The sequence below is a fragment of the Vallitalea sediminicola genome (genome assembly GCF_054408565.1).
Genome location: NZ_BTPT01000013.1, coordinates 22975 through 48490 on the forward strand (window position 1 = coordinate 22975; position 25516 = coordinate 48490).

Annotated in this window: 21 protein-coding genes; 19 read left to right on the plus strand and 2 right to left on the minus strand. The window is 31.6% G+C overall.

The genetic code is table 11. The features are described 5' to 3' along the window. Positions 1-33 precede the first annotated feature (33 nt). The 11 genes from argJ (at position 34) to ACX6CF_RS05610 (ending at position 13841) form a co-directional block, all read left to right on the plus strand. Positions 34-1254, plus strand: coding sequence for a bifunctional ornithine acetyltransferase/N-acetylglutamate synthase (gene argJ, locus ACX6CF_RS05560; RefSeq protein ID WP_458784315.1), 1221 nt, complete (start codon positions 34-36; stop codon positions 1252-1254). A gap of 17 nt (positions 1255-1271) precedes the next feature. Further along, positions 1272-2135 (plus strand): acetylglutamate kinase, encoded by an 864-nt coding sequence (gene argB, locus ACX6CF_RS05565; RefSeq protein ID WP_458784316.1) that lies wholly within the window; start codon positions 1272-1274, stop codon positions 2133-2135. Positions 2136-2164: 29 nt separating this feature from the next. After that, positions 2165-3352, plus strand: a complete 1188-nt coding sequence (locus ACX6CF_RS05570; protein WP_458784317.1) for an acetylornithine/succinylornithine family transaminase — start codon at positions 2165-2167, stop codon at positions 3350-3352. Next, complete coding sequence (carA, locus tag ACX6CF_RS05575) at positions 3352-4407, plus strand: glutamine-hydrolyzing carbamoyl-phosphate synthase small subunit (RefSeq protein ID WP_458784318.1); 1056 nt, start codon at positions 3352-3354, stop codon at positions 4405-4407. The genes ACX6CF_RS05570 and carA overlap by 1 nt, the downstream gene beginning before the upstream one ends. Positions 4408-4431: 24 nt before the next feature. Beyond that, entirely contained in the window at positions 4432-7629 is a 3198-nt protein-coding gene (carB, locus tag ACX6CF_RS05580; protein ID WP_458784319.1) for a carbamoyl-phosphate synthase (glutamine-hydrolyzing) large subunit, read from the plus strand. A gap of 204 nt (positions 7630-7833) precedes the next feature. Continuing rightward, entirely contained in the window at positions 7834-9150 is a 1317-nt protein-coding gene (locus ACX6CF_RS05585) for a glycoside hydrolase family 3 protein (RefSeq protein WP_458784320.1), read from the plus strand. A gap of 160 nt (positions 9151-9310) precedes the next feature. Then, positions 9311-10144 carry a sulfide/dihydroorotate dehydrogenase-like FAD/NAD-binding protein gene (locus ACX6CF_RS05590; protein WP_458784321.1) on the plus strand — a complete coding sequence of 278 codons (834 nt, stop codon included), beginning with the start codon at positions 9311-9313 and terminating at the stop codon, positions 10142-10144. A 12-nt stretch (positions 10145-10156) separates the two neighbouring features. Continuing rightward, positions 10157-11545, plus strand: coding sequence for an NADPH-dependent glutamate synthase (gene gltA, locus ACX6CF_RS05595; protein ID WP_458784322.1), 1389 nt, complete (start codon positions 10157-10159; stop codon positions 11543-11545). A gap of 243 nt (positions 11546-11788) precedes the next feature. Beyond that, on the plus strand, positions 11789-12217 hold the full coding sequence (locus ACX6CF_RS05600) for a DMT family transporter (RefSeq protein WP_458784323.1): 429 nt from the start codon (positions 11789-11791) through the stop codon (positions 12215-12217). 177 nt (positions 12218-12394) lie between these two features. Further along, positions 12395-13351, plus strand: coding sequence for a hypothetical protein (locus ACX6CF_RS05605; RefSeq protein WP_458784324.1), 957 nt, complete (start codon positions 12395-12397; stop codon positions 13349-13351). A 79-nt stretch (positions 13352-13430) separates the two neighbouring features. Beyond that, positions 13431-13841 carry a hypothetical protein gene (locus ACX6CF_RS05610; protein WP_458784325.1) on the plus strand — a complete coding sequence of 137 codons (411 nt, stop codon included), beginning with the start codon at positions 13431-13433 and terminating at the stop codon, positions 13839-13841. A gap of 69 nt (positions 13842-13910) precedes the next feature. On the opposite strand, the gene ACX6CF_RS05615 is transcribed toward ACX6CF_RS05610, so the two are convergent. After that, entirely contained in the window at positions 13911-15857 is a 1947-nt protein-coding gene (locus ACX6CF_RS05615; protein WP_458784425.1) for an NAD(+) synthase, read from the minus strand. Positions 15858-16151: 294 nt separating this feature from the next. Here ACX6CF_RS05615 and ACX6CF_RS05620 point away from each other — a divergent pair, with 294 nt between their 5' ends. The 7 genes from ACX6CF_RS05620 to holA all read left to right on the plus strand — a co-directional run bounded on the left by ACX6CF_RS05620 (position 16152) and on the right by holA (position 23879). Next, positions 16152-16601, plus strand: a complete 450-nt coding sequence (locus ACX6CF_RS05620) for a methylglyoxal synthase (protein WP_458784326.1) — start codon at positions 16152-16154, stop codon at positions 16599-16601. Between the two features lie 93 nt (positions 16602-16694). Then, positions 16695-17300, plus strand: a complete 606-nt coding sequence (locus ACX6CF_RS05625) for a helix-hairpin-helix domain-containing protein (RefSeq protein WP_458784327.1) — start codon at positions 16695-16697, stop codon at positions 17298-17300. A 10-nt stretch (positions 17301-17310) separates the two neighbouring features. Further along, on the plus strand, positions 17311-18009 hold the full coding sequence (locus ACX6CF_RS05630; RefSeq protein ID WP_458784328.1) for a response regulator transcription factor: 699 nt from the start codon (positions 17311-17313) through the stop codon (positions 18007-18009). Beyond that, positions 17975-19411: a sensor histidine kinase gene (locus tag ACX6CF_RS05635; RefSeq protein ID WP_458784329.1), complete on the plus strand. Its 1437-nt coding sequence runs from the start codon at positions 17975-17977 to the stop codon at positions 19409-19411. The genes ACX6CF_RS05630 and ACX6CF_RS05635 overlap by 35 nt, the downstream gene beginning before the upstream one ends. Positions 19412-19445: 34 nt before the next feature. Then, positions 19446-20399 (plus strand): GerMN domain-containing protein, encoded by a 954-nt coding sequence (locus tag ACX6CF_RS05640; RefSeq protein ID WP_458784330.1) that lies wholly within the window; start codon positions 19446-19448, stop codon positions 20397-20399. 84 nt (positions 20400-20483) lie between these two features. After that, entirely contained in the window at positions 20484-22874 is a 2391-nt protein-coding gene (locus tag ACX6CF_RS05645) for a DNA internalization-related competence protein ComEC/Rec2 (protein WP_458784331.1), read from the plus strand. Between the two features lie 18 nt (positions 22875-22892). After that, positions 22893-23879 (plus strand): DNA polymerase III subunit delta, encoded by a 987-nt coding sequence (gene holA / locus ACX6CF_RS05650; RefSeq protein WP_458784332.1) that lies wholly within the window; start codon positions 22893-22895, stop codon positions 23877-23879. A gap of 57 nt (positions 23880-23936) precedes the next feature. Here the strand turns inward: holA and rpsT are convergent, their stop codons facing one another. After that, entirely contained in the window at positions 23937-24197 is a 261-nt protein-coding gene (gene rpsT, locus ACX6CF_RS05655; RefSeq protein WP_458784333.1) for a 30S ribosomal protein S20, read from the minus strand. Between the two features lie 248 nt (positions 24198-24445). Between rpsT and gpr the strand changes: the two genes are divergently transcribed. Continuing rightward, on the plus strand, positions 24446-25468 hold the full coding sequence (gene gpr / locus ACX6CF_RS05660; protein WP_458784334.1) for a GPR endopeptidase: 1023 nt from the start codon (positions 24446-24448) through the stop codon (positions 25466-25468). Positions 25469-25516: the final 48 nt, after the last annotated feature.

The following is a 25516-nucleotide window of genomic DNA, read 5'->3' on the forward strand; positions in this document are numbered from 1 at the left end:
TAGAAATAGACATTTACGAAAGGTGATGACGATATGGATATAATAAAAGGCGGTGTAACAGCTGCTAATGGTTTTCTCGCAGGTGGAGTACACTGTGGAGCCAAGAGAAAAAATAAGGATTTAGCTATTGTGCATACGAAAACTCCAGCCAATATGGCAGCAACTTTTACAACGAATATAGTAAAAGCCGCACCAGTAATCTGGAATAAAAAGATATATGATGATGGTAATACAGTTAAAGCTATTGTAGTCAACAGTGGAAACGCAAATGCTTGTACAGGAAAAATAGGTATGACTCATGCTAATGAAATGGCTACAAAAACAGGAGAAGTTCTTGGAATAGATGAAGACGAAGTGTTGGTAGCTTCTACAGGTGTTATAGGAGTAAAATTACCAATTGATAAAATATGTAATGGAATTGATGATATATCAGATAAATTAGAGCATACTGAACAATCAGCAGATGATGCGGCGAATGCCATCAGGACTACAGATACATACAGCAAACAAATTGCAGTAACTGTGATCATAGATGGTAAAAAAGTTACTATAGGCGGGATGGCAAAAGGTTCAGGAATGATCCATCCTAATATGGCAACAATGCTTTCATTCATTACAACAGATATCAATATTTCTAAAACTTTGCTTAGAAAAGCATTATCAGACAGTATAAAAGATTCTTATAACATGATATCCGTTGATGGTGATACCAGTACTAATGATATGGTTATTCTATTAGCCAATGGGGAAGCAGATAATGAAAAAATAGATGAAATTAATGATAACTATAAAATCTTTAAAGAAGCCCTTGATTACATAAATGTTTATTTAGCTAAACTAATCGTTGCTGATGGAGAAGGGGTAACTAAATTCATTGAAGTATCTGTTGAAGGAGCTAAAAATAAAGAAGATGCAAGATTATTAAGTAAATCAGTTATAACATCCAATCTGGTAAAAACAGCATTCTTTGGTGAAGATGCCAACTGGGGAAGAATATTATGTGCTATGGGTTATTCAAGTGCAGAATTTGACCCAAGCAAAGTGAGTTTACATTACGTAAGTGATAAAGGAAGAATTACTCTTGTAGAAAATGGATTACCTATAGATTTTGATGAAGATCTTGCATCATCCATTATCGGTGAAAGAGATATCATAGTGGAAATTGAGTTGGATGAAGGTAATGGTGAGGCGAAGGCTTGGGGATGCGACCTTAGTTATGAATACGTGAAAATCAACGGAGAATATAGAACTTGATTGGAAAGGAAAAAGATATGAAAAAATACATTCAAAGAGCAAAGGTATTGGTTGAAGCATTACCTTATATAAAAAAATTCAATGGTGATATAGTGGTCATCAAGTATGGTGGCAGTGCTATGGTGGATGAATCCATTAAAATGTCTGTAATTCAAGATATTGTATTAATGAAATTAGTAGGACTTAAGCCGGTTATCGTCCATGGCGGAGGTAAAGAAATCAGTAATATGCTAAGTAAAATTGGCAAAGAAAGTAAGTTCATCAATGGGCTAAGGGTTACAGATGATGAAACAGTTCAAGTGGCTGAGATGGTATTATCAGGAAAAGTGAATAAAGACATAGTGCAGCTTATTGAAAATCATGATATAGGTGCAGTTGGTATAAGTGGTAAAGATGGCAAAACCTTGAAAGTAACAAAAAAAGTTGTTGAAGGTCATGATGTTGGATTTGTAGGTGAAATTACAAAAGTTAATACAGGTCTGATTGAAACTCTTCTTGAAAATGAATACATACCAGTAATTGCACCTATCGGGACAGATAATAATGGCGATACTTACAATATTAATGCTGATTATGCTGCTAGTTCTATTGCAGGAGCGCTAAAAGCTGAAAAGCTGATTTTTCTAACAGACGTAGAAGGTATTCTTAGAGATGTTAGTGATAGTTCCTCATTAATATCTCAGATAGATGTTCTAGAAGTACCTAAATATATAGAACAAGGCATTATCAGCGGCGGAATGATTCCAAAAGCAGAATGTTGTGCATCTGGAATTTATAAAGGTGTTAAAAGTGTACATATACTTGATGGAAGAGTAGAACATAGCTTATTATTAGAAATTTTTACAAAAAGCGGTGTAGGAACTATGTTCTATGGAGATTGATTCTATATTAATGAAAGTGGTGATAATAAATGGAACAGTTGATAAATAAAGGTAATGAAGTATTTATGAATACATATGCTTCTTTTCCAATTGTTATAGAAAAAGGAGAAGGAATAAAAGTATATGATAATGATGGTAATGAATATATAGATTTTGTTGCTGGAATAGCGGTTAATTCTCTTGGATATAAAAATGAAAAATTAGTAGCAGCACTAAAAAAACAGCTTGATAATCTAACACATTGTTCTAATCTTTATTGGAATGAACCGGCTATAGAAGCAGCGGGATTATTGGTGCAACATAGTAAACTTGATAAAGTTTTCTTTTGTAATAGTGGTGCAGAAGCTATAGAAGGTTCTTTGAAATTGGCAAGAAAATATGCAAAGAAAAAATTAGGTGCTGGTAAAAACGGAATCATTACCATGAAGAATTCATTTCATGGTAGAACATATGGCGCAGTTACCGCAACAGGTCAACTCAAATATCAAAAAGGACTAGATCCTTTACTTCCAGGTGTAAAATACGCAGAGTTCAACAATATAGAATCGCTAAAAGAAACTATAGATGATAATACATGTGCAGTATTATTGGAACCAATTCAAGGTGAAGGTGGTATAAGACCTGCCAAGAAGGAGTATCTGAAACAAGTTCGAGAGATATGTGATATGAATAACTTAGTATTGATATTCGACGAAGTTCAATGTGGTATGGGAAGAACAGGAGAAATATTCGCATATGGGTTATACGATGTAAAACCTGATATAGTAGCTCTAGCAAAAGGTCTAGGTGGCGGATTACCTATTGGAGCGGTTATAGCTAATGAAAAAGTCGCTGAGGGTTTTTGCCCTGGAGACCATGCAAGTACATTCGGCGGTAATCCTTTAGTATGTACTGCTGCAAAAGTTGTATTGGAAGAGATTTCTAATAAAGAATTTCTTGATAATGTTAAGGTACAAGGGAATTATTTATCCAAGAAATTAAATGAATTAAAAGATAAATATGAATTCATTAGTGATGTTAGAGGACATGGGCTAATGTTAGGAATGGAAATGGATATTCCTGTAAAAGATATAATTAAAAAATGTATGGATAAAGGATTATTATTAATTGGCTCAGGTGAACGTATAATTAGATTTGTTCCACCTCTTATAGTTAAAAAAGAAGATATAGATTCTGCTATTATAGTACTAAGCAGTGTTCTGGAAGGAGAGATTTAATGTATGCAAAGTTAATTCTTGAAGATGGAACAGTCTTGGAAGGAAAAAGTTTTGGAGCTAAGGCTACGGTTTGTGGTGAATTGGTTTTCAATACTGGAATGACAGGATATACGGAAATACTAACAGATCCATCTTATGCTGGTCAGATAGTTACAATGACATATCCTTTAATTGGTAATTATGGTATAAACGCCGATGATATGGAATCGGATGGTATCAGAGTTGCAGGATTTGTTGTTAAGGAGTATTCAGTTAATCCTAATCACTGGCAATGCGAAAAGGATATCGATACATATCTAAAAGAAAATAATATACCAGGTATATATGGTGTTGATACAAGAATGTTAACAAAGAAGATAAGAGAAAAAGGTACCATGAAATGCATGATAACTACTGAGAACGAAGAGGCATTATATGAGAAATTAAATCATTATAAATTTCCAAGTAATATTGTTGAGCAGGTATCTAGAAAAGATATCAAACATATCGAAGGGTCAGGTAAAAAAATAGGTGTTGTTGACCTTGGAATCAAGTCGGGTATAATTAATCAGCTGATTAATCTTGACTGTGATATATATATATTTCCTCAAGATATCAGTTCAGAGCAGATAATAGGATACGATTTAGATGGAATACTCTTTTCTAATGGACCTGGAGATCCAAAGGAGGCTTCTATACCCATCAAAACAGTAAAAGAGTTAATAGGTAAGCTACCTATTTGGGGAATATGCCTTGGTCATCAAATTATTGCACTTGCACTTGGAGCAGATACATATAAATTAAAATTCGGACATAGAGGTAGTAATCACCCTGTCATTAATATGAATACTGGAAAGGTATTTATATCATCTCAAAATCATGGATATGCAGTAGAAGAAAGCAGTTTTACAGCAGATATGGCAAAGACTTTTATCAATGTCAACGACAATACTATTGAAGGGTTTAGTTGTGACCATTACAACGTAAAAACAGTACAATTCCATCCAGAAGAAGGACCAGGACCAGAAGATTGTCATTATATTTTTAGAGATTGGATTGAAGCAATTAGTGTATAAACTTATAATAGAAAGGGTGAGAAAATGCCTAAAAACATGGATATAAAAAAAGTGCTGGTCATTGGTTCTGGACCTATTGTAATTGGTCAAGCAGCGGAATTTGATTATGCAGGAACTCAAGCATGTAAAGCTCTAAAAGAAGAAGGTATAGAAGTAGTATTGGTTAATAGTAATCCGGCAACAATAATGACAGATGATAATATTGCTGATAAAGTATATATCCAGCCTCTTACTGTTGATTCACTTGACTATATTATTGACAAAGAAAGACCTGATGGTATTTTACCTACATTAGGTGGACAAACAGGACTTAATATGGCAGTGGAATTAAAAGAAGCAGGTATTCTAGATAAATACAATGTAACTTTATTTGGAACATCCTTAGAAACCATAAAAAAAGCTGAAGACCGAGAGAGTTTCAGAAACTTGATGATTGAAATTAATGAACCGATTCCTATAAGTAAAATCATCTGTAATATAGAAGATGGAATAGAATTCTCCAAAGATATTGGATTCCCTATTATTGTAAGACCAGCTTATACATTAGGTGGCCTTGGTGGTGGAATTGCTCATAATGAATCAGAATTAAAAGATATCTTACTCACAGGTCTGATGCACAGTAGAATTAATCAGGTTCTAGTTGAGCAGTCAGTGGCAGGCTGGAAAGAGATAGAATATGAAGTTATGAGAGACAGTAATGATACTTGCATAATAATCTGTAACATGGAAAATCTTGACCCTGTGGGTATTCATACTGGAGATAGCATCGTTGTAGCACCATCTCAGACATTGACTGACAACGAATATCATATGCTTAGAAGTTCTTCTATCAAGATAATCAAAGCGCTGAAAATTGAGGGTGGATGTAATGTGCAATTCGCTCTTAATCCTATAAGTAAAGAATATATAGTAATAGAAGTCAATCCTAGGGTTAGTCGTTCATCTGCTCTAGCATCAAAGGCAGCAGGTTATCCTATTGCTAAGATTGCAGCTAAGATAGCTATAGGGCTTAATCTACATGAAATAGATAATGCGGTAACTAAAAAGACTAAGGCTTCATTTGAACCAGCGCTTGACTATGTTGTTACTAAGATTCCTAAGTGGCCTTTTGACAAATTTGACTATGCCAATAGAGAATTAGGGACTGCCATGAAAGCAACTGGTGAAGTCATGGCTATTGATAGAACTTTTGAAAGTTCTTTGTTGAAAGCGGTAATATCCTTAGAAGGAAAAGAAACCGGACTTAGAATAGAAGAATTGGAAAAACTGACAAAAGAAGAAATATATGATAAGTTACAATTTGTTGATGATAGGAGGATTTTTGTATTAGCAGAAGCACTAAGGAAAGGTATATCGGTAGATACGATTAATGAAATTACATCCATAGATAAATGGTTTTTATATAAGATAGATAATATAATTAGGCTAGAAAATGAATTGAAATCTACATTACTTACTAAAGAATTACTAGAAAAAGCTGAAACACTAGGGTTTACTGATATAGAGATTATGGATTTATCTAATCAATCTTATGAAATGTTAGATACATTAAGGAGAGCTTACAATATTTATCCAGTATATAAAATGGTGGATACTTGTGCAGCTGAATTTGAATCTCACACCCCTTACTATTATTCAACATATGAACAAGAAAATGAAAATGAAATAAGTAAGAATGAAAAGATTATTGTTATAGGTTCGGGACCCATAAGAATAGGGCAGGGTATTGAATTTGATTATTGCTCAGTCCATGCAGTATGGTCTATTAGAAATCTAGGTTATGAATCAATAATAATCAATAATAATCCTGAAACAGTAAGTACGGATTTTGATATATCCAATAAATTATATTTTGAACCACTTTTCATAGAAGATGTTCTTAATGTAATAAGAAAAGAAAAACCAAAGGGTGTCATAGTTCAATTTGGAGGACAAACAGCTATTAATCTTGCTCCGAAACTAGTTAAAAATGGAGTCCAGATACTTGGAACTTCAGTAGATTCTATTGATGTTGCAGAAGATAGAGAGAGATTTGATAAGTTACTGAATCAATTAGATATTAATAGACCTAAGGGAAGTTCAGTTTCATCTGCCACTGAAGCAATAAAAGTAGCTAATGATATAAATTATCCTGTTCTTATAAGACCTTCATATGTTATTGGTGGTAGAGCAATGATGGTTGTAAGAAATGATAGTGACTTAGAACAATATTTGAGTGAGGCTGCATCCATATCAGCTGATCATCAAATACTTATAGACGAATATATAGAAGGTATAGAAGTTGAAGTTGACGCTATATCTGATGGAGAAGATATATTGATTCCTGGTATCATGGAACATATAGAAAGAACAGGAGTTCATTCGGGAGACAGTATATGCGTATATCCTCCAAGGACATTATCAGAAAAAGTAATTGATATTATTATAGGCTATACTAAAAAGATTGCAAAAGCATTAGAAGTCATAGGACTCATGAATATACAATTTGTTGTTAGAGATGAAGAAGTATATATTATTGAGGTTAATCCGAGAGCATCAAGAACTGTGCCTATACTTAGTAAAGTTACTAAGATACCTATGGTTCAGATAGCTATGGAAACTATACTTGGTGATAAATTAAAAGATTTACCTTATGGTATTAATCTTGCAGGAACAACTAATCTAGTAGCAGTAAAAGCACCTGTATTTTCATTTGTCAAATTAAACGATGTAGATGTAGCATTAACTCCAGAAATGAAATCCACAGGAGAAGTGCTAGGCATAGATTCTGATTATAAAAAAGCTTTGTATAAGGCTTTTGTAGGAGCAGGATACAAGTTCTATGATGGAGGCAATGTATTAGTATCTATCAATGATGAAAGCAAAGAAGAAGCAGTTACTTATATTAGAAAACTTGCAGAATTTGGTTTCAAAATACATTCCACAGCTGGTACTAATAAATATTTGAAGGATATGGGGATTAGCAGTACTGAAATATCTGATAATGTTAAGGATGTTAGAGATAAGATGAAAAATGGTGAAATAATTATGGTATTCAATATTCCGACGAAAGGAAAAGATGTAAAAAGAGATGGTTTCAAGCTTCGTACTTTTGCACAGCATCTTGGAATACCTTGTTTCACATGTATTGATACTCTTAGAGAATATCTTAATGTAATGGAATTCATTAAGGAAGAAAATGAAATTGATTATGAAACAATAGACTATTATCAATCTAATTGAAATGAATGTTTATATGCATAATTTAACGATTTATACAATTAAATCAATAAAATCCTTTTTTTACTGAATAAAATAGTATATAATATGTTTTGACGTGTTATATCTATAATTTTGGTATGATTAAAGACTTTATCCTTCTGGTTTGATAGGAGCTTTTACGTAGAAATTTTACTTATGGAAATTTAGGAAAGAAAGGGTTAATTAATGTATAGATATGTATTTGTGTTAGCTGTTTTAATTTTATTAGTAGTAGGGTGTTCGCCTACTGATAGTAATAAGGAAAAAGATAATGTACCTAATGAGATAGAAGATATAAGTAGCAATGATGATGAAGTAAAAAATGATGATAGTAGAAGTGAAGATAATAATACTGATATTGATAGTAAAAATGAATCTATTGAAAAAAAAATAGATGATATTATTGATGGAATGACATTGGAGGAAAAGATTGGACAAATGTTCATGATTGATGCTGATTCGCTTAATAATAATGGGGCTCTAACTGTGTTGAATGATTCTGGTAGGGAATTGATAGAAAAATATGAATTGGGTGGAGTAATTTTTTTTGGAAGTAACATAGATACCATAACTCAAACCAAAAAGTTAATTAGTGATATTCAAGAAGTATCTAATATTCCACTTTTCATTTCAGTAGATGAAGAGGGAGGTTTAGTGTCAAGAATAGCTAAGAATCCTAATATGCATGCAACAATACTACCAAATAATAAAGTGATTGGTGATACTAAAATTCCTGAAAATGCATATAAAATAGGAACAATCCTTGCAAGGGAAATATCATCTCTAGGTTTTAATATTGATTTTGCGCCTGTAGCTGATGTAAATACGAATCCTGATAATACTGTCATAGGTGTTAGGGCTTATGGTAGTGATGAAGAATTAGTTGGTAACATGGTGTATAACTGTGTTAAAGGACTGCAAGATGAGAATGTATCAGCTGTTATAAAACATTTTCCAGGGCATGGGGACACTGCAAAAGATACTCATTCTGGTTCTGTAATTGTAGAGCATGATATTGATAGACTTAGAGAGATTGAATTCGTACCATTTAAAAAGGGTATTGAAGCTGATGTAGATGGAATAATGATAGCACATATAAAAGTTCCAAAAGTGGACAAAGAAAATGTGGAAGCATCTTTGTCAAAAGAAATTGTTACTAATATACTTAGAAATGAATTAGGTTATGATGGATTAGTTATTACTGATGCTCTTAATATGGGAGCAATAATGAAGGAATATGATACGAAAGAGGTATGTGTCAAGGCAGTTAATGCAGGTGTTGATATATTACTTATGCCTATACCTTTTGAAGAAGGTTATAAAAAAGTCTTGGAATCTGTTGATTCAGGAATTATATCTGAGGAAAGAATTGACGAATCAGTTAGAAGAATATTACGAATAAAATTCAAGAGAAATCTATTCAATCCAAAAGGTTCTAAGAATGCAGATGAAATTCTTGGTAGCAAAGAGAATCAAGATCTATTGGAGAGCATTGAAAAATAATTAAATATATAAGTTCAATATATATAAAATTAGTTACCAAGGAAAATTTCATTTATTATTATATAATAAATTATGATATAATTTAAAAAAGACTTATCTAAGTCGAATTAAGAAAAATATATTGGATGAAATAAAAGAATAAAGAAATGAGGTAATTTAAGTGTACAAAATTGTAAAGAAGAAAACCATCAATAGTCAAGTTGAATTAATGGTTGTAGAAGCCCCTTTTACTGCTAGAAAATGTGAGCCAGGACAATTCATAATTCTTAGAGTAAATGATGAAGGTGAAAGAATTCCACTAACTATTGCTGATTATGACAGAAAAGCAGGGACAGTAACAATTATATACCAAGTTGTTGGATATTCAACTAAATTACTTAGTAAGAAGCAAGAAGGAGATTTTATTAACGACTTTGTAGGACCTCTAGGTCAAGCTACTGAATTAAAAAAACATAAGAGAGTATTAGGAATAGGCGGAGGTGTTGGAGCTGCTCCACTTTATCCTCAAATAAAGAAATTAAAATCAATGGGCGTCAGTGTTGACGTTATTATTGGTGGTCGTAGTGAAGAGTACATAATTCTTGAAGATGAATTCAATGAAGTATGTGATAATATATATTTTGCTACTAACGATGGAACAAAAGGTACTAAAGGATTTGTAACTGATGTACTAAATGATTTGTTAGAAAAGGGAAATAAATATGATGAGGTTATTGCTATAGGACCTTTGATCATGATGAAAGCAGTTGTTTCAGTTACGAAACCTCTTAATATACCAACAGGGGTATCACTTAATCCTATTATGATAGATGGAACTGGTATGTGTGGAGGATGTCGTGTTACTGTAGGTGGGGAAACAAAATTCGCATGTGTAGATGGACCGGATTTTGATGGATTCTTAGTTGATTTTGACGAATGTATGAGAAGACAAAGCTACTATAAAGATGAAGAAGACCATGTATGTAAATTGGATGGGATCAAAAACAAAAAGTAGGAGGGGAAAAATATGCCTAACATGAGTAAAGAAAAGGTTAAAATGAAGGAGCAGGATCCTTTATTGAGAATAAAGAATTTTGAAGAAGTTACTTGTGGCTATACTTTAGAAGAAGCTATGGAAGAAGCTGGCAGATGTTTGCAATGTAAGACTAGACCATGTGTTGGGGGATGTCCAGTTAGTGTACCTATTCCAGAATTCATTAAAGAAGTTAGTGAAGGTAATATAGAAGCAGCATATAATATTATTGCTACAGAAAATAGATTACCAGCTATTTGTGGAAGAGTCTGTCCACAAGAGTCACAATGCGAAGGTAAATGTGTTAGAGGTCTTAAAGGTGAGGCAGTGGCTATTGGTAGACTTGAACGTTTTGTTGCTGATTATTATATGAAAAATATTAAAAAAGAAGTTGAAAAATCTGAATCAAACAATAAAAAGGTTGCAGTTGTTGGTGGTGGCCCAGCTAGTTTGACATGTGCAGCTGATTTGGCTAAAAAAGGTTATCAAGTAACTATGTATGAAGCACTTCATCAACTAGGTGGTGTTCTAATGTATGGTATACCTGAATTCCGTTTACCAAAGGGTTTGGTTCAAACAGAAATAAAGAGTGTTATTGATCTAGGAGTAAAAGTTGAAAAAAATGTTATAGTAGGAAAATCTATTACTATAGATGAATTATTTGAAGAAGAAGGATTTCAAGCTGTATTTGTAGGTAGTGGAGCAGGACTTCCTAGATTTATGAATATAGATGGAGAAAATCTTAATGGGGTATACTCAGCTAATGAATTCTTAACTAGAGTTAACCTTATGAAAGCTTATGATTTCCCTAATAGTCCAACACCTGTAAGAATAGGTGAAAAGGTTGCAGTTATCGGTGGTGGTAATGTAGCTATGGATGCAGCAAGAACCGCTAAGAGATTGGGAGCAAAAGAAGTTAAGATTGTCTATAGAAGAAGTAAAGAAGAGTTACCTGCAAGATTGGAAGAAGTCCATCATGCAGAGGAAGAACAAATTATATTCGATTTATTGAAGAATCCAATTGAAATTATTGGTGAAGATGGTCATGTCACTGGTATGAAATGTATCAAGATGGAACTTGGCGAACCAGATGATAGCGGTAGAAGAAGACCACAGCCTATTGAAGGTAGCGAAGAAATAATGGATGTTGATATTGTTGTTGTAGCTATCGGTCAAACACCTAACCCACTTCTTAGAAATACAACTGATGGACTTGACGTTAATAAAAGAGGTTGTATCGTAGTTAATGAAGATACTATGGAAACTACTATAGAAAATGTATATGCAGGTGGAGACGCTGTTACAGGAGCTGCAACAGTTATTCTTGCAATGGGAGCAGGTAAAAAAGCTGCGAATGCTATTCATGAAAAATTAAGCAAATAAGACATTTGAACTAAATAGTATATAAGATAAGCATGTAAGGTTATAATATAATCTTATATGCTTTTTTTCTTTTTGTCCTATTTTAAGGTTATCTTAATTTTATTTTAGTTAGATATAATTAAATAATAAGTACTATCATCTGATAATCACTAATAATACTGTATATTTACTATAACTTCTGAGAATAATAAATTTAGTTATTACAATTAAACAGATTCGGGTCTTATGAGAAGGGTGATAAATATGGCTGCAATTTTTGCAATTATATCTGGAGCACTAATGAGTGTTCAAGGTGTTTTTAATACAAGAGTTACAGAGAGTTCATCTATATGGGTAACTAATTCATTGGTACAGATAACAGGTTTTATAGTTTGTATTACAGCATGGTTTTTTACAGGACGAAATAGTTTTTCGGATCTATTAAAGGTGGATTGTAAATGGTATCTGACAGGTGGTATATTAGGAGCATTTATCATATTTACTGTTGTAAAAGGAATGTCAACATTAGGTCCTGCTTGTACGGTGATGCTAATCTTAGTCTCACAATTGATAATTGCTTATTTAATTGAATTATTTGGTTTGTTTGGTACGGAACAAGTGTCATTTGCTTGGAAGAAAGTTATTGCTGTAGCTATTATCATTGGTGGTATTATATTATTCAAATGGGATTAGACCCATTTGGATTTTTTTGTGCTTAGGAAATTATGAAATATTCATAAACTGCTATTATAAGTTCTACTTTCTATAATTATTGAGTTTATATTGATGATAATTTACAATTCATGGAGTGTACAATAATACATAATTGATTTACAATATAATAAACTATAATAATTAGGGGTGGTATAAATGAATTATGATAATGAACAAAAAAATGAATTAGATAATAAGTTAAGGCAATGTGTAGAAGATATGAGTGAGGCTAATCGCTATAAGAAACTTATAAAGTCAACTGAGGAAGACTATGGAAAGTTGACAGATAAGTGGCATCAATTAAAGGAAGCTTTTAGAAAAGAAGAACAAGATGTTGAAAAACTTACAAAAGTTACTCTTACAAATTTCTTACATACTATTATGAATGATAAAGCAGAAAAGTTAGATAAAGAAAAACAAGAGGCTATAACTGCTAAGTTAAAATGTGATAGTGTATTAACACAATTAGAAGATTGTAAGATTTCTCTGGAAAAACTAAATATTAAATATAACAAGTTTAGCCAAGCAGAAGAAGAATATAAAATCCTTTTAAAACAAAAACGTGATTTTATATTGACCTATATGCCTGATAAATGGAACGAAATCGAAAGTTTAATGGAAGAAGATAGAAATATTAGTAATCAGTTGAAAGAGATTGATGAAGCAATTAATGCTGGTGAAAATACCAGGTCATGTATTGATAAGGCAAATGAAGCACTGCATTCAGCTAAGAACTGGGGAACTTGGGATATGCTTGGTGGAGGCTTATTATCTACTATGGCAAAAAGAGAAAACATGTCAGAAGCACAGAGTTATATATCTGATATGCAAAAGTGGATAAGGTCATTTGCTAGAGAACTCAGTGACGTAGATGATTACATTAATGCAGATTTGGACATAGGTGATTTCTTAGGCTTTGCAGATTACTTCTTTGATGGATTTTTTGTGGATTGGGCTGTTCAATCCAAGATAAATAGTGCTATTGACAAAGTGGATAATACCAAAGACGAAGTGAATAGTATACTAAGAAAACTAGTGAAAGAAAGTAATGAATTAAAAGATAGAAGGTATTCCATTAATAACCAAGTAGAAAATATGATAGAAGAAGCATAAATTTCATATGTAAAATCTTTACTATTATTATTTAAGTGATATAATTAGTATAGTACTTACAACAAAAAGGGGGATACAAATGAAAAAGAAAAGATTTTTTATTGTTTTAGGAGCTGCAATTGGTGGAGGAACTTACTATGCTTATAAAAAAATTCAAAAACTAAGTGATTCTTTCAGCAAGCTTACTGTTTTTAATAATGAAGACATAAAATATGAGCAAGATCAAGAAATTGAAGATACAGCTGTTGTTTTCGGTGGTTCAGATATTGACTTAACTGATGCTGATATTGAAGATGAAACAACAATAAAGGTATTAGCTTTATTTAGTAATATGACAATTAAAGTACCAGAAGAGTGGAAAGTTGTTGCTGAAGGAAATAATAAAGCAAGTAATCTTGAAATAAATATTTCAGAAGATGAAGAAGATAAGGATATAACTCTTAATATTGATTATGATATACGTTTCTCTAATGTTAATATAACTAACTAAAAGTAAAATAAAAAGTTGAAGGGACTATCAGTTTATGGAAACATAAGTAAGATAGTCCCTTATATATATCTATATATCTATATCATTTATTTCTTCAAACCAAATCTTAGAGACTGCATCACTTGGCATTCTAAGATCTCCTCTTGGAGAAAGACAGATTGAACCTACTTTTGGACCATCGGGCATACATGAACGCTTGAATTGATGCATGAAGAATCTTTTATAAAAAGTAGTTATCCATTTTTTAATAGTTTCACCAGTATATTGATTATTAAAGGCTTGCAAAGCAAGTCTATATATCTTTTTAGGTGAAAAACCAAATCTTAACATATTGTATAAGAAGAAATCATGTAATTCATATGGACCAACAACTTCCTCTGTTTTTTGTTTGATTTTGCCTGTTTTCTTATCAGGTGGAAGAAGTTCTGGACTAACAGGAGTATCAAGTATGTCCATCAGTACAGCTTTAGCATTTTCTCCTACTTTATATTCAGTAATCCATTTAACTAAATATCTAACCAAAGTTTTAGGGATGGTTGTGTTAACAGAGTACATAGCCATATGATCACCATTGTAGGTTGCCCAGCCCAAAGCCATTTCTGATAAATCACCAGTTCCAATGACTATACCATTCAATTTATTAGATAAGTCCATTAATACTTGAGTTCTTTCTCTGGCTTGTACATTTTCATAAGTGGTACTATGATCCTCTGGATCATGTCCAATATCTTCAAAGTGAACAAGACAAGATTGTTTGATTGAAATTTCTTTGATAGTTACTCCAAGGTGGTTCATCAAAGATATGGCATTGTTATAAGTTCTATCAGTGGTTCCAAAACCAGGCATAGTCACACCAATAATATTTTTCCTATCTCTACCAAGAAGATCATATGTCATAGCACATACAAGTAGAGCAAGAGTTGAATCCAAGCCGCCAGAAATGCCGATGATGACTTTTTCACAACCTATATGCATGATTCTTTTTGCAAGCCCTAATGTCTGGATTGAGAATATCTCTTCGCAGCGCTTGCTTCTTTTTTCTTCATTGTTTGGTACAAATGGTTGAGGGTCAATGAATCTATCAATGTTTTTTCGTTCCTTAAGAGGTAAATCAAAAGGTATAACCATATATTCTGAATCAAAACGATTAGTTAAATGGTTAGAGTAACTTGTCATTTTTATTCTATCAGCCATTAATTTATCTATATCAATATCTGAATATATTAAAGTAGATTCTAACATGAATCTATTGTTTTCTTTTAATTTTGACCCATTTTCATATATAAGGCAATGACCACTAAAAACAACATCCGTAGTAGATTCTCCAAATCCGGATGAAGAGTAGACATAAGAGGTAATAGTTTTAGCTGATTGAGATGATACTAAAGCTTTTCTATATGAACTTTTGCCGACTAATTCATTACTTGCAGATGGATTAAGAATAATAGTTGCTCCATTAATAGCATGTACAGTACTAGGTGGGAGGGGAGACCACAGATCCTCACATATCTCTATTCCAATACATAAATCTTCATATTCATTATGTCTGAATAATATAGAAGAACCAAATGGAATCTCTTCCGAATCGATTACTATCTTATCATTAGTGATAGTTTCTGAAGATGAAAACCAGCGGTGCTCATAGAATTCATTATAATTTGGAATATATGTTTTAGGTACGATACCTAAGATTTTTCCATTTGAAATTGCGGCAGCACAGTTATATAGTGAGTTCTTGTATTTAATTGGAACACCTACCACAAAAAGTATATCTTTACCTAGAGAATATTTTTTTAGATAAACCAGTTTTTCCATACTAGTTCTTATTAAAGGTTCTTGGAAAAAAAGATCCGCACAAGTATAACCTGTGATACATAATTCAGGTAAAACTAGTACTGATACGTCTTTATCAACTGCATCGTCTATTAATTTAATTATTTCATTTGTATTAAAATCCACATCTGCAACCTTGATTACAGGAGAAGCAGAAGCGACTCTAACATATCCATCATTTATCATGTTTATCACTCCATTTACTATTTGAAATATTTATCCTTGGTTTAATAATAACTTAATTATCCTATTTATTATACCACAATTAACCTAGGCTATTACATATTTAATTATTATATTTGTGTTAAATGCATTGTAAAATTTATGGATTTTATGTACAATGAGTAGTAGAGTAAAGAAATAATTACTCTGGTTTACATATTGAATTTAATTAAGTTATAAATTATAATGATGATGTTAAATTCAGTGTATATAGGTTAGACTTTAAAAAAATAAATTATACTTAGGAGGAAAATAATGTTCCAAGTTAAAATGGGGAAACAAAAACATATAGCATTAGTTGCTCATGATAACAGGAAAAAAGACTTGATTGAATGGGTTTCTAATAATAGAGAAATATTATCAAAACATTTTTTGTATGCAACTGGAACAACAGGTAGTGTAATAGCAAAAGAAACCAATCTGCCTGTAAGAAGATATAAAAGTGGTCCGTTAGGTGGAGACCAACAGATAGGTGCTAGAATAATAGAGAATGATATTGACTTTCTCGTATTCTTCTGGGATCCTTTGGAAGCTCAACCACATGATCCTGATGTAAAAGCATTACTTAGAATAGCTGTATTATATGATATACCGGTAGCATCTAATGTAGCTACAGCAGATTTTGTATTTAGTTCACCCCTTATGGATAAAGGTTATAACAGATACATCATTGATTATGGTACAAGGATTAAGAGAAAATACTAGATAATCATTTGAAGAGGGGACTCATAATTATATTTACTCTATACTTATAATAACTAAAGATTAGGACTAGCTTATGGATGGAGAGAAATAGTTATGAAGAACAAATGGGATTATGGTGCTTTTGTTTTATTGGTAATTATGGTTGGTATAGTCTATGCTAATTCCAAAAGCAGTGTTTCAATAGAGGTTAACGATGAAGTAGATAGCAATGAAGATACTATTACTGACTCTGAAGATAATAATTATGAGGATACTGAGGATGCAAAAGAATTAGAAAAGACCATTATTGTACATATTTGTGGTGAAGTAGTAGATGAAGGAATCTATAATGTTAAAGAGGATTCAAGAGTTTATGAAGTACTGGAACTTGCTGGTGGTTTGACCAAAGAAGCCGCTACAGATTATGTTAATTTGGCACGACAGGTAAAAGATGGGGAACAAATAATTTTCCCAAGCAAGGAACAAATAGAAACAGGAGAATTTGACACTGAAGATGCAGAAGGAAAATTAGTTAATATCAATACTGCATCAATAGAAAAATTGACAACGCTTTCTGGTATTGGTGAGTCACGTGCTAAACTCATTAAAGATTATAGAGAAGAACACGGAGATTTTGAAACCATTGAAGATATTATGAAAGTAAGTGGAATCAAAGAAGGGGCTTTTAATAAGATAAAAGATTCAATTATTGTAAAGTGAGGTGTCTACTATGTCTAAAAGGATATTAGTGGTGGACGATGAAAAATTAATAGTTAAGGGTATAAAATTTAGTCTTGAGCAGGATGACATGATAGTTGATGTTGCTTATGATGGGCAGGAAGCGTTTGATTTAGCTAAAACGAACGTATATGATCTAATAATACTGGATGTTATGTTACCTAAGATAGATGGGTTATCAGTATGTAGGCAGATAAGAGAATTTTCTAATATGCCTGTTATTATGCTTACGGCTAAAGGTGAAGACATGGACAAGATTCTAGGACTTGAATATGGTGCAGATGATTACATGACAAAACCATTTAATATTCTTGAATTAAAGGCTAGAATGAAAGCGGTTTTCAGAAGGATCAAAACTGAATATAATGGTGATTCTGAAACGGTTATCAATTCTGGAGAATTAAAGATTGATTGCGAAAGCAGAAGAGTATTTATTAACAACCAAGAAGTTAATTTAACAGCGAAGGAATTTGATTTACTTGAACTTTTTAGTAAGCATCCGAATAAAGTGTATAGTAGAGAGAATCTACTCAATATTGTTTGGGGCTATGATTACCCTGGTGATGTAAGAACTGTGGACGTACATGTAAGACGACTTAGAGAGAAAGTAGAGCCAAATCCAAGCGAGCCCAAGTTCATTCATACTAAGTGGGGTGTTGGTTATTATTATCAAAACAAGAAAAATATTTAACAGTGTAAGGGCTAAGATATTTATTTCTTATGTAGTTGTAAGTATCATACCACTTATTTTATTAACAAACATATTGATTAACTCTTTGGAAAGTTATTATGTAAAAGAAAAATCAAGATCTATGTTTAGACAAGCCAATATAATATCAACTAATCTCATGGTTAGAGGATTTATCAACGATAGTTCAGGTATCAAAGATTACGTAAGTATTATTGGCGGACAAGATTTTGAGAGAATAGTCATATTGAATGTCAAAAGTAATGTTGAATTTGATTCCAATGGTATTGATACAGGTAAGTCATATGCTAAACAAGAAGTAATAGATGCTCTAGGAGGTCAAAGCAGTTCAGTATTCAAAAAAAGCATGAACCTTGCTAAGGTAGTAACTCCTATCAAAGATGAAAAAAAAGATGAAGTACATGGTGCTATTATACTTACAAATTCCTATGATGATATTAATAATTCTATCAGCAGTTTGAAAAGTATTTCGTACCTGATAATATTAGCGTTGTTGATCTTGATTCTAACGCTTAGTTATAATTTCTCAGGACTCATAACGAAGCCTTTCAAGAAACTATTAGTAAGTATTAATAAGATTACCGATGGAAATGTTGATGAAAAGATAGATATCAAGGGTAATAATGAGATTGAAGAGATAGGGACAGCATTTAATCATATGACTGAGAAATTACAACAGGTTGATGAAAGCAGAAGACAATTTGTTGCTAATGTGTCACATGAATTAAAGACACCCCTAAGTTCAGTTAAAGTATTGGCTGAGTCTTTATTGATGCAACCAGATGCACCAAAAGAACTATATAAAGAATTTTTTGAAGATATTAGTAGTGAGATAGAAAGAGAAACTACTATAATTAACGATTTACTTACTATGGTGACTTTGGATAAAAACGACAATGAGTTGAATGTTAGTGAAACCAACATTAACTTATTAATCGAGTCTATTCTTAAAAGATTAAAACCTTTAGCTGATATTAAAGGTGTAGAAATGGTTTTTGAAAGTTACAGAGAGGTTATTGCAGAGGTGGATAAGACTAAAATTTCACTGGCATTAACCAATCTAATTGAAAATGGAATAAAGTACAATAAAGAATATGGAACAATAAGAGTTAAGCTTAATTCTGATTATCAAAATGCACAGATATTTGTTATTGATACGGGGATAGGTATACCAAAGGAAAGTATAAATAAAGTTTTTCAAAGATTTTATAGAGTTGATAAAACACGTTCGAGGGAAACAGGGGGTACAGGGCTTGGATTATCTATTACACACCAAGCTATACTTATGCATAAAGGGTTTATAAGGTGTAGTAGTGAACTAGGAAGTGGTACAACTTTTGAAGTTAGTTTACCACTAAAAAGGCCAATACATGAAAATATATAAATCTAATGGCTTATTTCGTTGGAGGTGTTATGAAGTGGGGAAAATATTGCGAATTTGTTTGTTGTATGTTTTTCTACTATTAGCGTTAACAGGCTGTGGTAACAAGCCTAAAAGTAGTATTGAGCAACAACCCAGTGAGAAGAATGTTAAGTTGTTTTTATCAAATAAGGAAAAGAATTCATGGATAACCAAAGATGTTAATATTTCAAGTGTTAATGACGAGGATATCGTGAAAGAGATATTTGAACTTTTACAAACAGGAATAGAAGATGAACCGGATACATTGATAACTGTGCCTTCTAAGATTAGATTATTAGAAGTGAAACTAGAAAAATTGAATCTAATACTTAATGTTTCAGATGAATATTATAAATTAGATACTGTAGAAGAGACGTTATGTCGTTTTTCTTTGATATCATCTCTTACAGAATTGGACTTTATCGATAAGGTAGAGATATATGTTGATGGTGTACCTCTAAAAGGACCTGACGGTAAGGCTATTGGAGCCATCGGTAAAGATCAATTGGTTTTTGATGATCCTGAAAATGAAAACAAAACATTGAAAAAAGTTTTATTATATTTCTCTGATAAAGAAGGTCTAGGATTAATTCCTGAAGAGGTACAAGTAGAAGTTAATCCAAATGAACCATTAGAGAAAACAGTTCTTAATCTTTTGATAAATGGTCCATTAATCGACACAGAAGTAAGAACTATACCGGAGGAGGCTAAAGTTATCAGTACATCTATAAGTGAAGGTGTCTGCTACGTAGATTTTAGTAAAGAATTTAAAACTAAACATACAGGTGGTTCAACAGGAGAGTTACTTACTATCTATTCAATAGTTAATACATTAACTGAGCTTCCTGATATTAATAAGGTTCAATTCTTAATCGAAGGTGAAAAAGAAGAATTATTCAAAGGACATGTACAATTCAATATATTATTTGAAAGAAATCTGGATTTAGTAATAGACAATAATAAAAAATAATGATTTTCCACTCTTCTTAGCAGAGGGGTGGAAATGTTTTTTTCTTTGGTGTTATTGAGAGGGGCTTTGGGGAGAATTAATTGTATGAAAAGGCCTGCAGTTTCAATATGTATTTTCTATTTAACAGGACTCTTAGTAGGGTATTATATTAGAAATATATTGCTTGTGATATTATTGTTTAGTATTACAATCATATTAGCTGGTATCTTATATAAGACATATTTATGGAAAGGGGTACTTATTTTTCCGTTGATATGCTTTTTTGCATACATAAATATATGTAATCATATAGAATTAAGTAATAATACCATAGATAAGATATTTGATGGTACTGTATCATGTTTAGTGGAAGGACATATAGATGATATTGCTAGTAATGGAGAAAAGACCCAATTTATTATAAGTGCTAATAAGATTATTATAGATGATGAGACCTACTCTGAGGGAGTTAATATTAAGGTTTATGGCACTGATATTACTGATTTGGAAGTAGGCGATTATGTTACTGTAAATGGAAAGTTGAATAAACTAAGTAGACCTACCAATCAAGGACAATTTGACGAAGAAAAATATTATCGGATAAGAGGAATAAAATACAAATTATTTTTGAAAGACTATCAAATCATGGATAACAATAAAATGAGTATTTTAACCCTATTTAAATATTCTATGAAAAAGAAGTTTGCATATATTAAAAATGAATCAATTAAGGTATATGATAGGATTTTACCCGAAGATCAAGCAAGCTTAATGAAAGCAATGATCTTAGGAGAAAAATCTTATTTATCTGTAGATACTAAAAATAAATATTCTGAATCTGGTATCTCACATGTATTAGCAATATCTGGATTACATATAGCAATTCTTGGGTATGGTTTTTTTGGATTCATATGTTTAGTATTTTCCAAAAAGAAAGGTGTAATAATTACTATATGCTTTTTAGTACTCTACTTAATCTTAACTGGAGCAAGTGTTTCAACAATTAGAGCTGTAATCATGCTTTCTATCATATTATTAGCATATTTTTTTGGAAGGACATATGATATATATTCAGCTATAGCAACTGCCGCAATAATAATACTTGTGATTAATCCTTATAACTTATGGGATATAGGTTTTTTATTATCTTTTACAGCAGTTATAGGAATAATTACGATAACCCCAGCACTTGATGAATTATACAATAAAAATAGCAATAAGGTGTTAGCAATTTTTAATGTCAGTCTAGCTGCGACACTTGGTACTATGCCGGTCATGATTATTAATTTTTATGAATTGCATATCTATTCTGTTCTGGTTAATATCTTGGTAGTTCCTCTTATGTCAATAGTCGTCTTATTTGGATTTATTGGGCTTATATTTGGTTCTGTCTCAATTTATTTTGGTAAATTAATTTCTGGAATCATATTTTATATACTTAATTTTTATGACTTATGCTGTGAATCAGCCAATAGTCTTCCGTTAAGTACTATCATAATTGGGAAACCGAATCTCATTAATATTGTTTTGTTTGTTACAATATTAGTGTTAATATCTATGTTTGCTTATGAAAAAATAGATAAACAAATAATCAAAAAACTGATTGCTATAGCAGCTTCTGCATTATTGGTTATGAATTTAGTATTTTATATCAGAGAGAAACCTCTAGAAATAGTCCATTTAGATATAGGTCAAGGAGATAGTGCAGTTGTAATTTCACCGGATAGGAAAGTGTATATTATTGATGGAGGAGGAAATCTTAAGAAAAAAACAACAGATAGGGATACAGGATATTATATTTTAAGACCTTATCTTAAATATAACGGTATCAGCAAAATTGATTGTCTGATAATGACTCATAGTGATAGAGATCATGTTGGAGGTCTAATAGAGTTAGTAGACTATTTTAAGATAGATAATATCCTTCTCCCCTATGCTTATAAAAACAAGGGGGAAAAAGATATATTACTAGAAGAGTTGATTAGTAGAGCGAATGAGAAAAAAATTAATATTGTATACATCAATGAAAAGGATGTTATCAAGGATAAATATATTACTTTTGAAACTCTGTATCCTTTAAAAGACACAACAACTTTTCATAATAATAATGCTTACTCATTGGTATTAAAATTAAAATATAAATCATTTGATGAGTTATTTACTGGTGATATAGAAAAAGAAGAAGAAGAAAAAATTAACAATAAATATACAGATTATTTAAACAGTGATATAATTAAAGTACCCCATCATGGCTCTAACAGTTCATCAACAAAAGAGTTTGTTGAATATGTTAAGCCACGGTTAGCTGTAATAAGTTCCGGTAGGAACAACAGGTTTGGACATCCCCATAAAGAAATTGTTGAGAGATATATGAAAAATGATATACCTATTTTTAATACATCCACAGATGGAGCAATTACCATTAAAACAGATGGATATAACATGGGTATCAATACATATTACAGTGATAAACAGATCTTTTTGGGAGTAAAATGAAAATTTTAGGAGCAGAATATGAAAGGTTTAAAAAAACAACTACAAAGTAGCGAATATCATAATGTATATCTATTTTATGGAGAAGAAAAATATTTATTAGAGATTTATTTAAAAAAATTAATAGATGGATTGTTAATTGATACTGATCAAACTATGAATTATGATTATTTTGATAAAAATAATATGAATGTTGATAAGTTATTTGGTGCAATCGAGACTTTACCTTTTTTCGCAAACCGAAGAGTTATTGTTGTAAGCTATACTAAATTATTCAAGGGGAAAAGTAATAATTCACTTGCTATATCAGAGAGAATTACTGATATACCAGAATCTACAACAGTGATTTTTCTAGAAGATGAGGTTGATAAAAGAAGTAAGTTATATAAACTGATTAATAAAGAGGGTTATGTAGCAAGTTTTAATAAAATGACTGAGAATGATTTGGTTAAATGGGTTGGTCAAAAATTACATGGTTCCGGGAAAAAAATTGAGAAAAGTGTAGCTTTACATTTTTTGAAGACAGTAGGAACTGACATGGCGAACATAAATAATGAAATAGAAAAGCTGGTTATGTATTGTCAGGATAAAGATATTGTTACAAGAGGTTCCATTGATGAAATATGTACAAGAAGTATAGAGAACAAGATATTTGAGTTAGTAAGTGCTATGGGACAAAACAAAAGAGAGAGAGCAGTATTATTATATCACGATATGATAATTGCTAAGGAACCACCAGGAAGAATATTATTCATGTTGATACGTCAATTCAGATTAATATTGCAAAGCAAATTATTACATGAAAAAGGATTAAGTGAACGAGATATAGGAAGCAAGATTAAACTTGCGCCATTCATTGTTAGAGAATGTTTGCGTCAGGGTAAAAACTTAACTGCCGATAACTTGAAAGAAGCATTGAAGGACTGTTTGGAGACAGATAGTAATATCAAAATCGGTAAAATCGATGCTAGGATAGGTGTGGAAGTTGTTATAATGAAGTATAGCTGATTAATTTTCTTATAAAAAACGACAAATAAAAAAGCCGTACAATTGTACGGCTTTTGATTATGCGTTATTTACGACTTTTGTTAAACGAGAAACTTTTCTTGCAGCAGTATTTTTATGATAAATACCTTTTGTTTTAGCTTTATCTATAAAAGAAATTGCTACTAATAATTGTTTTTCAGCAGTTGTCTTATCTCCGGATTCAACAGCAGCTAAAACCTTTTTAGTTTCTGTTTTTACTCTTGATTTTATTGCTTTATTTCTCTCAGTTTTTGTCTCTGTTACTTTAATTCTTTTTTTTGCTGATTTAATATTTGCCAATGAAATAACCTCCAAAATTTTTATAAATATTTTTGTTTCGCAGTGGGAATAAAGGAAACTAAACATTTATTTATAGACCATTCATTATAGTCTTAAAGTCTTTTGTGGACTTCAAATAAATATCGCACATAAACATACTCTTGTATTTTAATATAGAATGCATGATAAGTCAATGAATATATAAAAAATAATTGGAAAAAATATTTTCTAAACGGTATGCAATAATCTTTAGAAGGGAATTGATTTTGATGGATAACAATAGTAAAGAAAAATTAGAGCAAGTAGAACAAAGATATAATGTCAGAACCGATTTAGCTATTGAAGCTAGAGAGATGGTTGGGGAAGAAGATATTGAGATAAAAGGAGTTGAAGTAATAGTAGATAACATAAAGGATATTGAGTTATCTATAACAAAAGTAAATATTCTTGACGAACATGGAGCAAAAGCACTAAATAAACCTATAGGTAGCTATGTAACTATGGAATGTGAAATGATGAAGCAAAATGCACCAGAAGCTCATGAAGAGATAGTGAGAGAATTAGCGAAACAATTAGGTGATTTAGCAAAAGTTAATAAAGATATGACAGTTTTAATCGTAGGTCTTGGAAATAGAGATGTAACACCAGACTCACTTGGACCTAGAGCAGTCTCCAATGTTTTGGTTACTAGACATCTTTTTCAAGAATTCGGAGAACCTGAGGGTGAGGATGGATTTAATAAGGTTAGTGCGATTATACCTGGTGTCATGGGACAAACGGGTATGGAGACGTTTGAAATAGTTCAAGGTATTGTTAATAAGATCAAGCCTAGTTTAGTAATAGCAATTGATGCTCTTGCTTCTAGAAGAACTACAAGAGTCAATTCTACTATACAGATTGCAGATACAGGAGTTCATCCTGGTTCTGGTGTTGGTAACAGACGTAAAGGGCTTACAGAAGAGTCATTGGGCGTCCCAGTAATAGCTATTGGTGTTCCAACAGTAGTCGATGCTGCAACTATAGTAAATGATACTATGGAAGAATTACTTGTAGAGATGAAAAAGCAAGCAAAAGAAAATACGGAAATAGCTGACATGATTAATAGTTTCAACGAACAAGAAAAATATCAGTTGATAAAAGAGGTTCTTTATCCGTATGTTGGTAATTTATTTGTTACGCCAAAAGAGATTGATGCGGTTATTAAAAGGTTAAGTAACATAATAGCGTCTTCATTGAATATAATGTTGCAGCCTAATCTAGAATTTGATGAAATTACAAAGTTTTTATCGTAGGAATACGGATAACTTTATAGTTTTTGTAATAAATCCCCTTGTCCAAAA

What these genes read in the sequence shown, in the direction of transcription:
- argJ (WP_458784315.1), top strand. Translation starts at nt 34, where the DNA reads ATGGATATAATAAAAGGCGGTGTAACAGCTGCTAATGGTTTTCTCGCA.
- argB (WP_458784316.1), top strand. Translation starts at nt 1,272, where the DNA reads ATGAAAAAATACATTCAAAGAGCAAAGGTATTGGTTGAAGCATTACCT.
- ACX6CF_RS05570 (WP_458784317.1), top strand. Translation starts at nt 2,165, where the DNA reads ATGGAACAGTTGATAAATAAAGGTAATGAAGTATTTATGAATACATAT.
- carA (WP_458784318.1), top strand. Translation starts at nt 3,352, where the DNA reads ATGTATGCAAAGTTAATTCTTGAAGATGGAACAGTCTTGGAAGGAAAA.
- carB (WP_458784319.1), top strand. Translation starts at nt 4,432, where the DNA reads ATGCCTAAAAACATGGATATAAAAAAAGTGCTGGTCATTGGTTCTGGA.
- ACX6CF_RS05585 (WP_458784320.1), top strand. Translation starts at nt 7,834, where the DNA reads ATGTATAGATATGTATTTGTGTTAGCTGTTTTAATTTTATTAGTAGTA.
- gltA (WP_458784322.1), top strand. Translation starts at nt 10,157, where the DNA reads ATGCCTAACATGAGTAAAGAAAAGGTTAAAATGAAGGAGCAGGATCCT.
- ACX6CF_RS05600 (WP_458784323.1), top strand. Translation starts at nt 11,789, where the DNA reads ATGGCTGCAATTTTTGCAATTATATCTGGAGCACTAATGAGTGTTCAA.
- ACX6CF_RS05605 (WP_458784324.1), top strand. Translation starts at nt 12,395, where the DNA reads ATGAATTATGATAATGAACAAAAAAATGAATTAGATAATAAGTTAAGG.
- ACX6CF_RS05610 (WP_458784325.1), top strand. Translation starts at nt 13,431, where the DNA reads ATGAAAAAGAAAAGATTTTTTATTGTTTTAGGAGCTGCAATTGGTGGA.
- ACX6CF_RS05620 (WP_458784326.1), top strand. Translation starts at nt 16,152, where the DNA reads ATGTTCCAAGTTAAAATGGGGAAACAAAAACATATAGCATTAGTTGCT.
- ACX6CF_RS05625 (WP_458784327.1), top strand. Translation starts at nt 16,695, where the DNA reads ATGAAGAACAAATGGGATTATGGTGCTTTTGTTTTATTGGTAATTATG.
- ACX6CF_RS05630 (WP_458784328.1), top strand. Translation starts at nt 17,311, where the DNA reads ATGTCTAAAAGGATATTAGTGGTGGACGATGAAAAATTAATAGTTAAG.
- ACX6CF_RS05645 (WP_458784331.1), top strand. Translation starts at nt 20,484, where the DNA reads ATGAAAAGGCCTGCAGTTTCAATATGTATTTTCTATTTAACAGGACTC.
- holA (WP_458784332.1), top strand. Translation starts at nt 22,893, where the DNA reads ATGAAAGGTTTAAAAAAACAACTACAAAGTAGCGAATATCATAATGTA.
- gpr (WP_458784334.1), top strand. Translation starts at nt 24,446, where the DNA reads ATGGATAACAATAGTAAAGAAAAATTAGAGCAAGTAGAACAAAGATAT.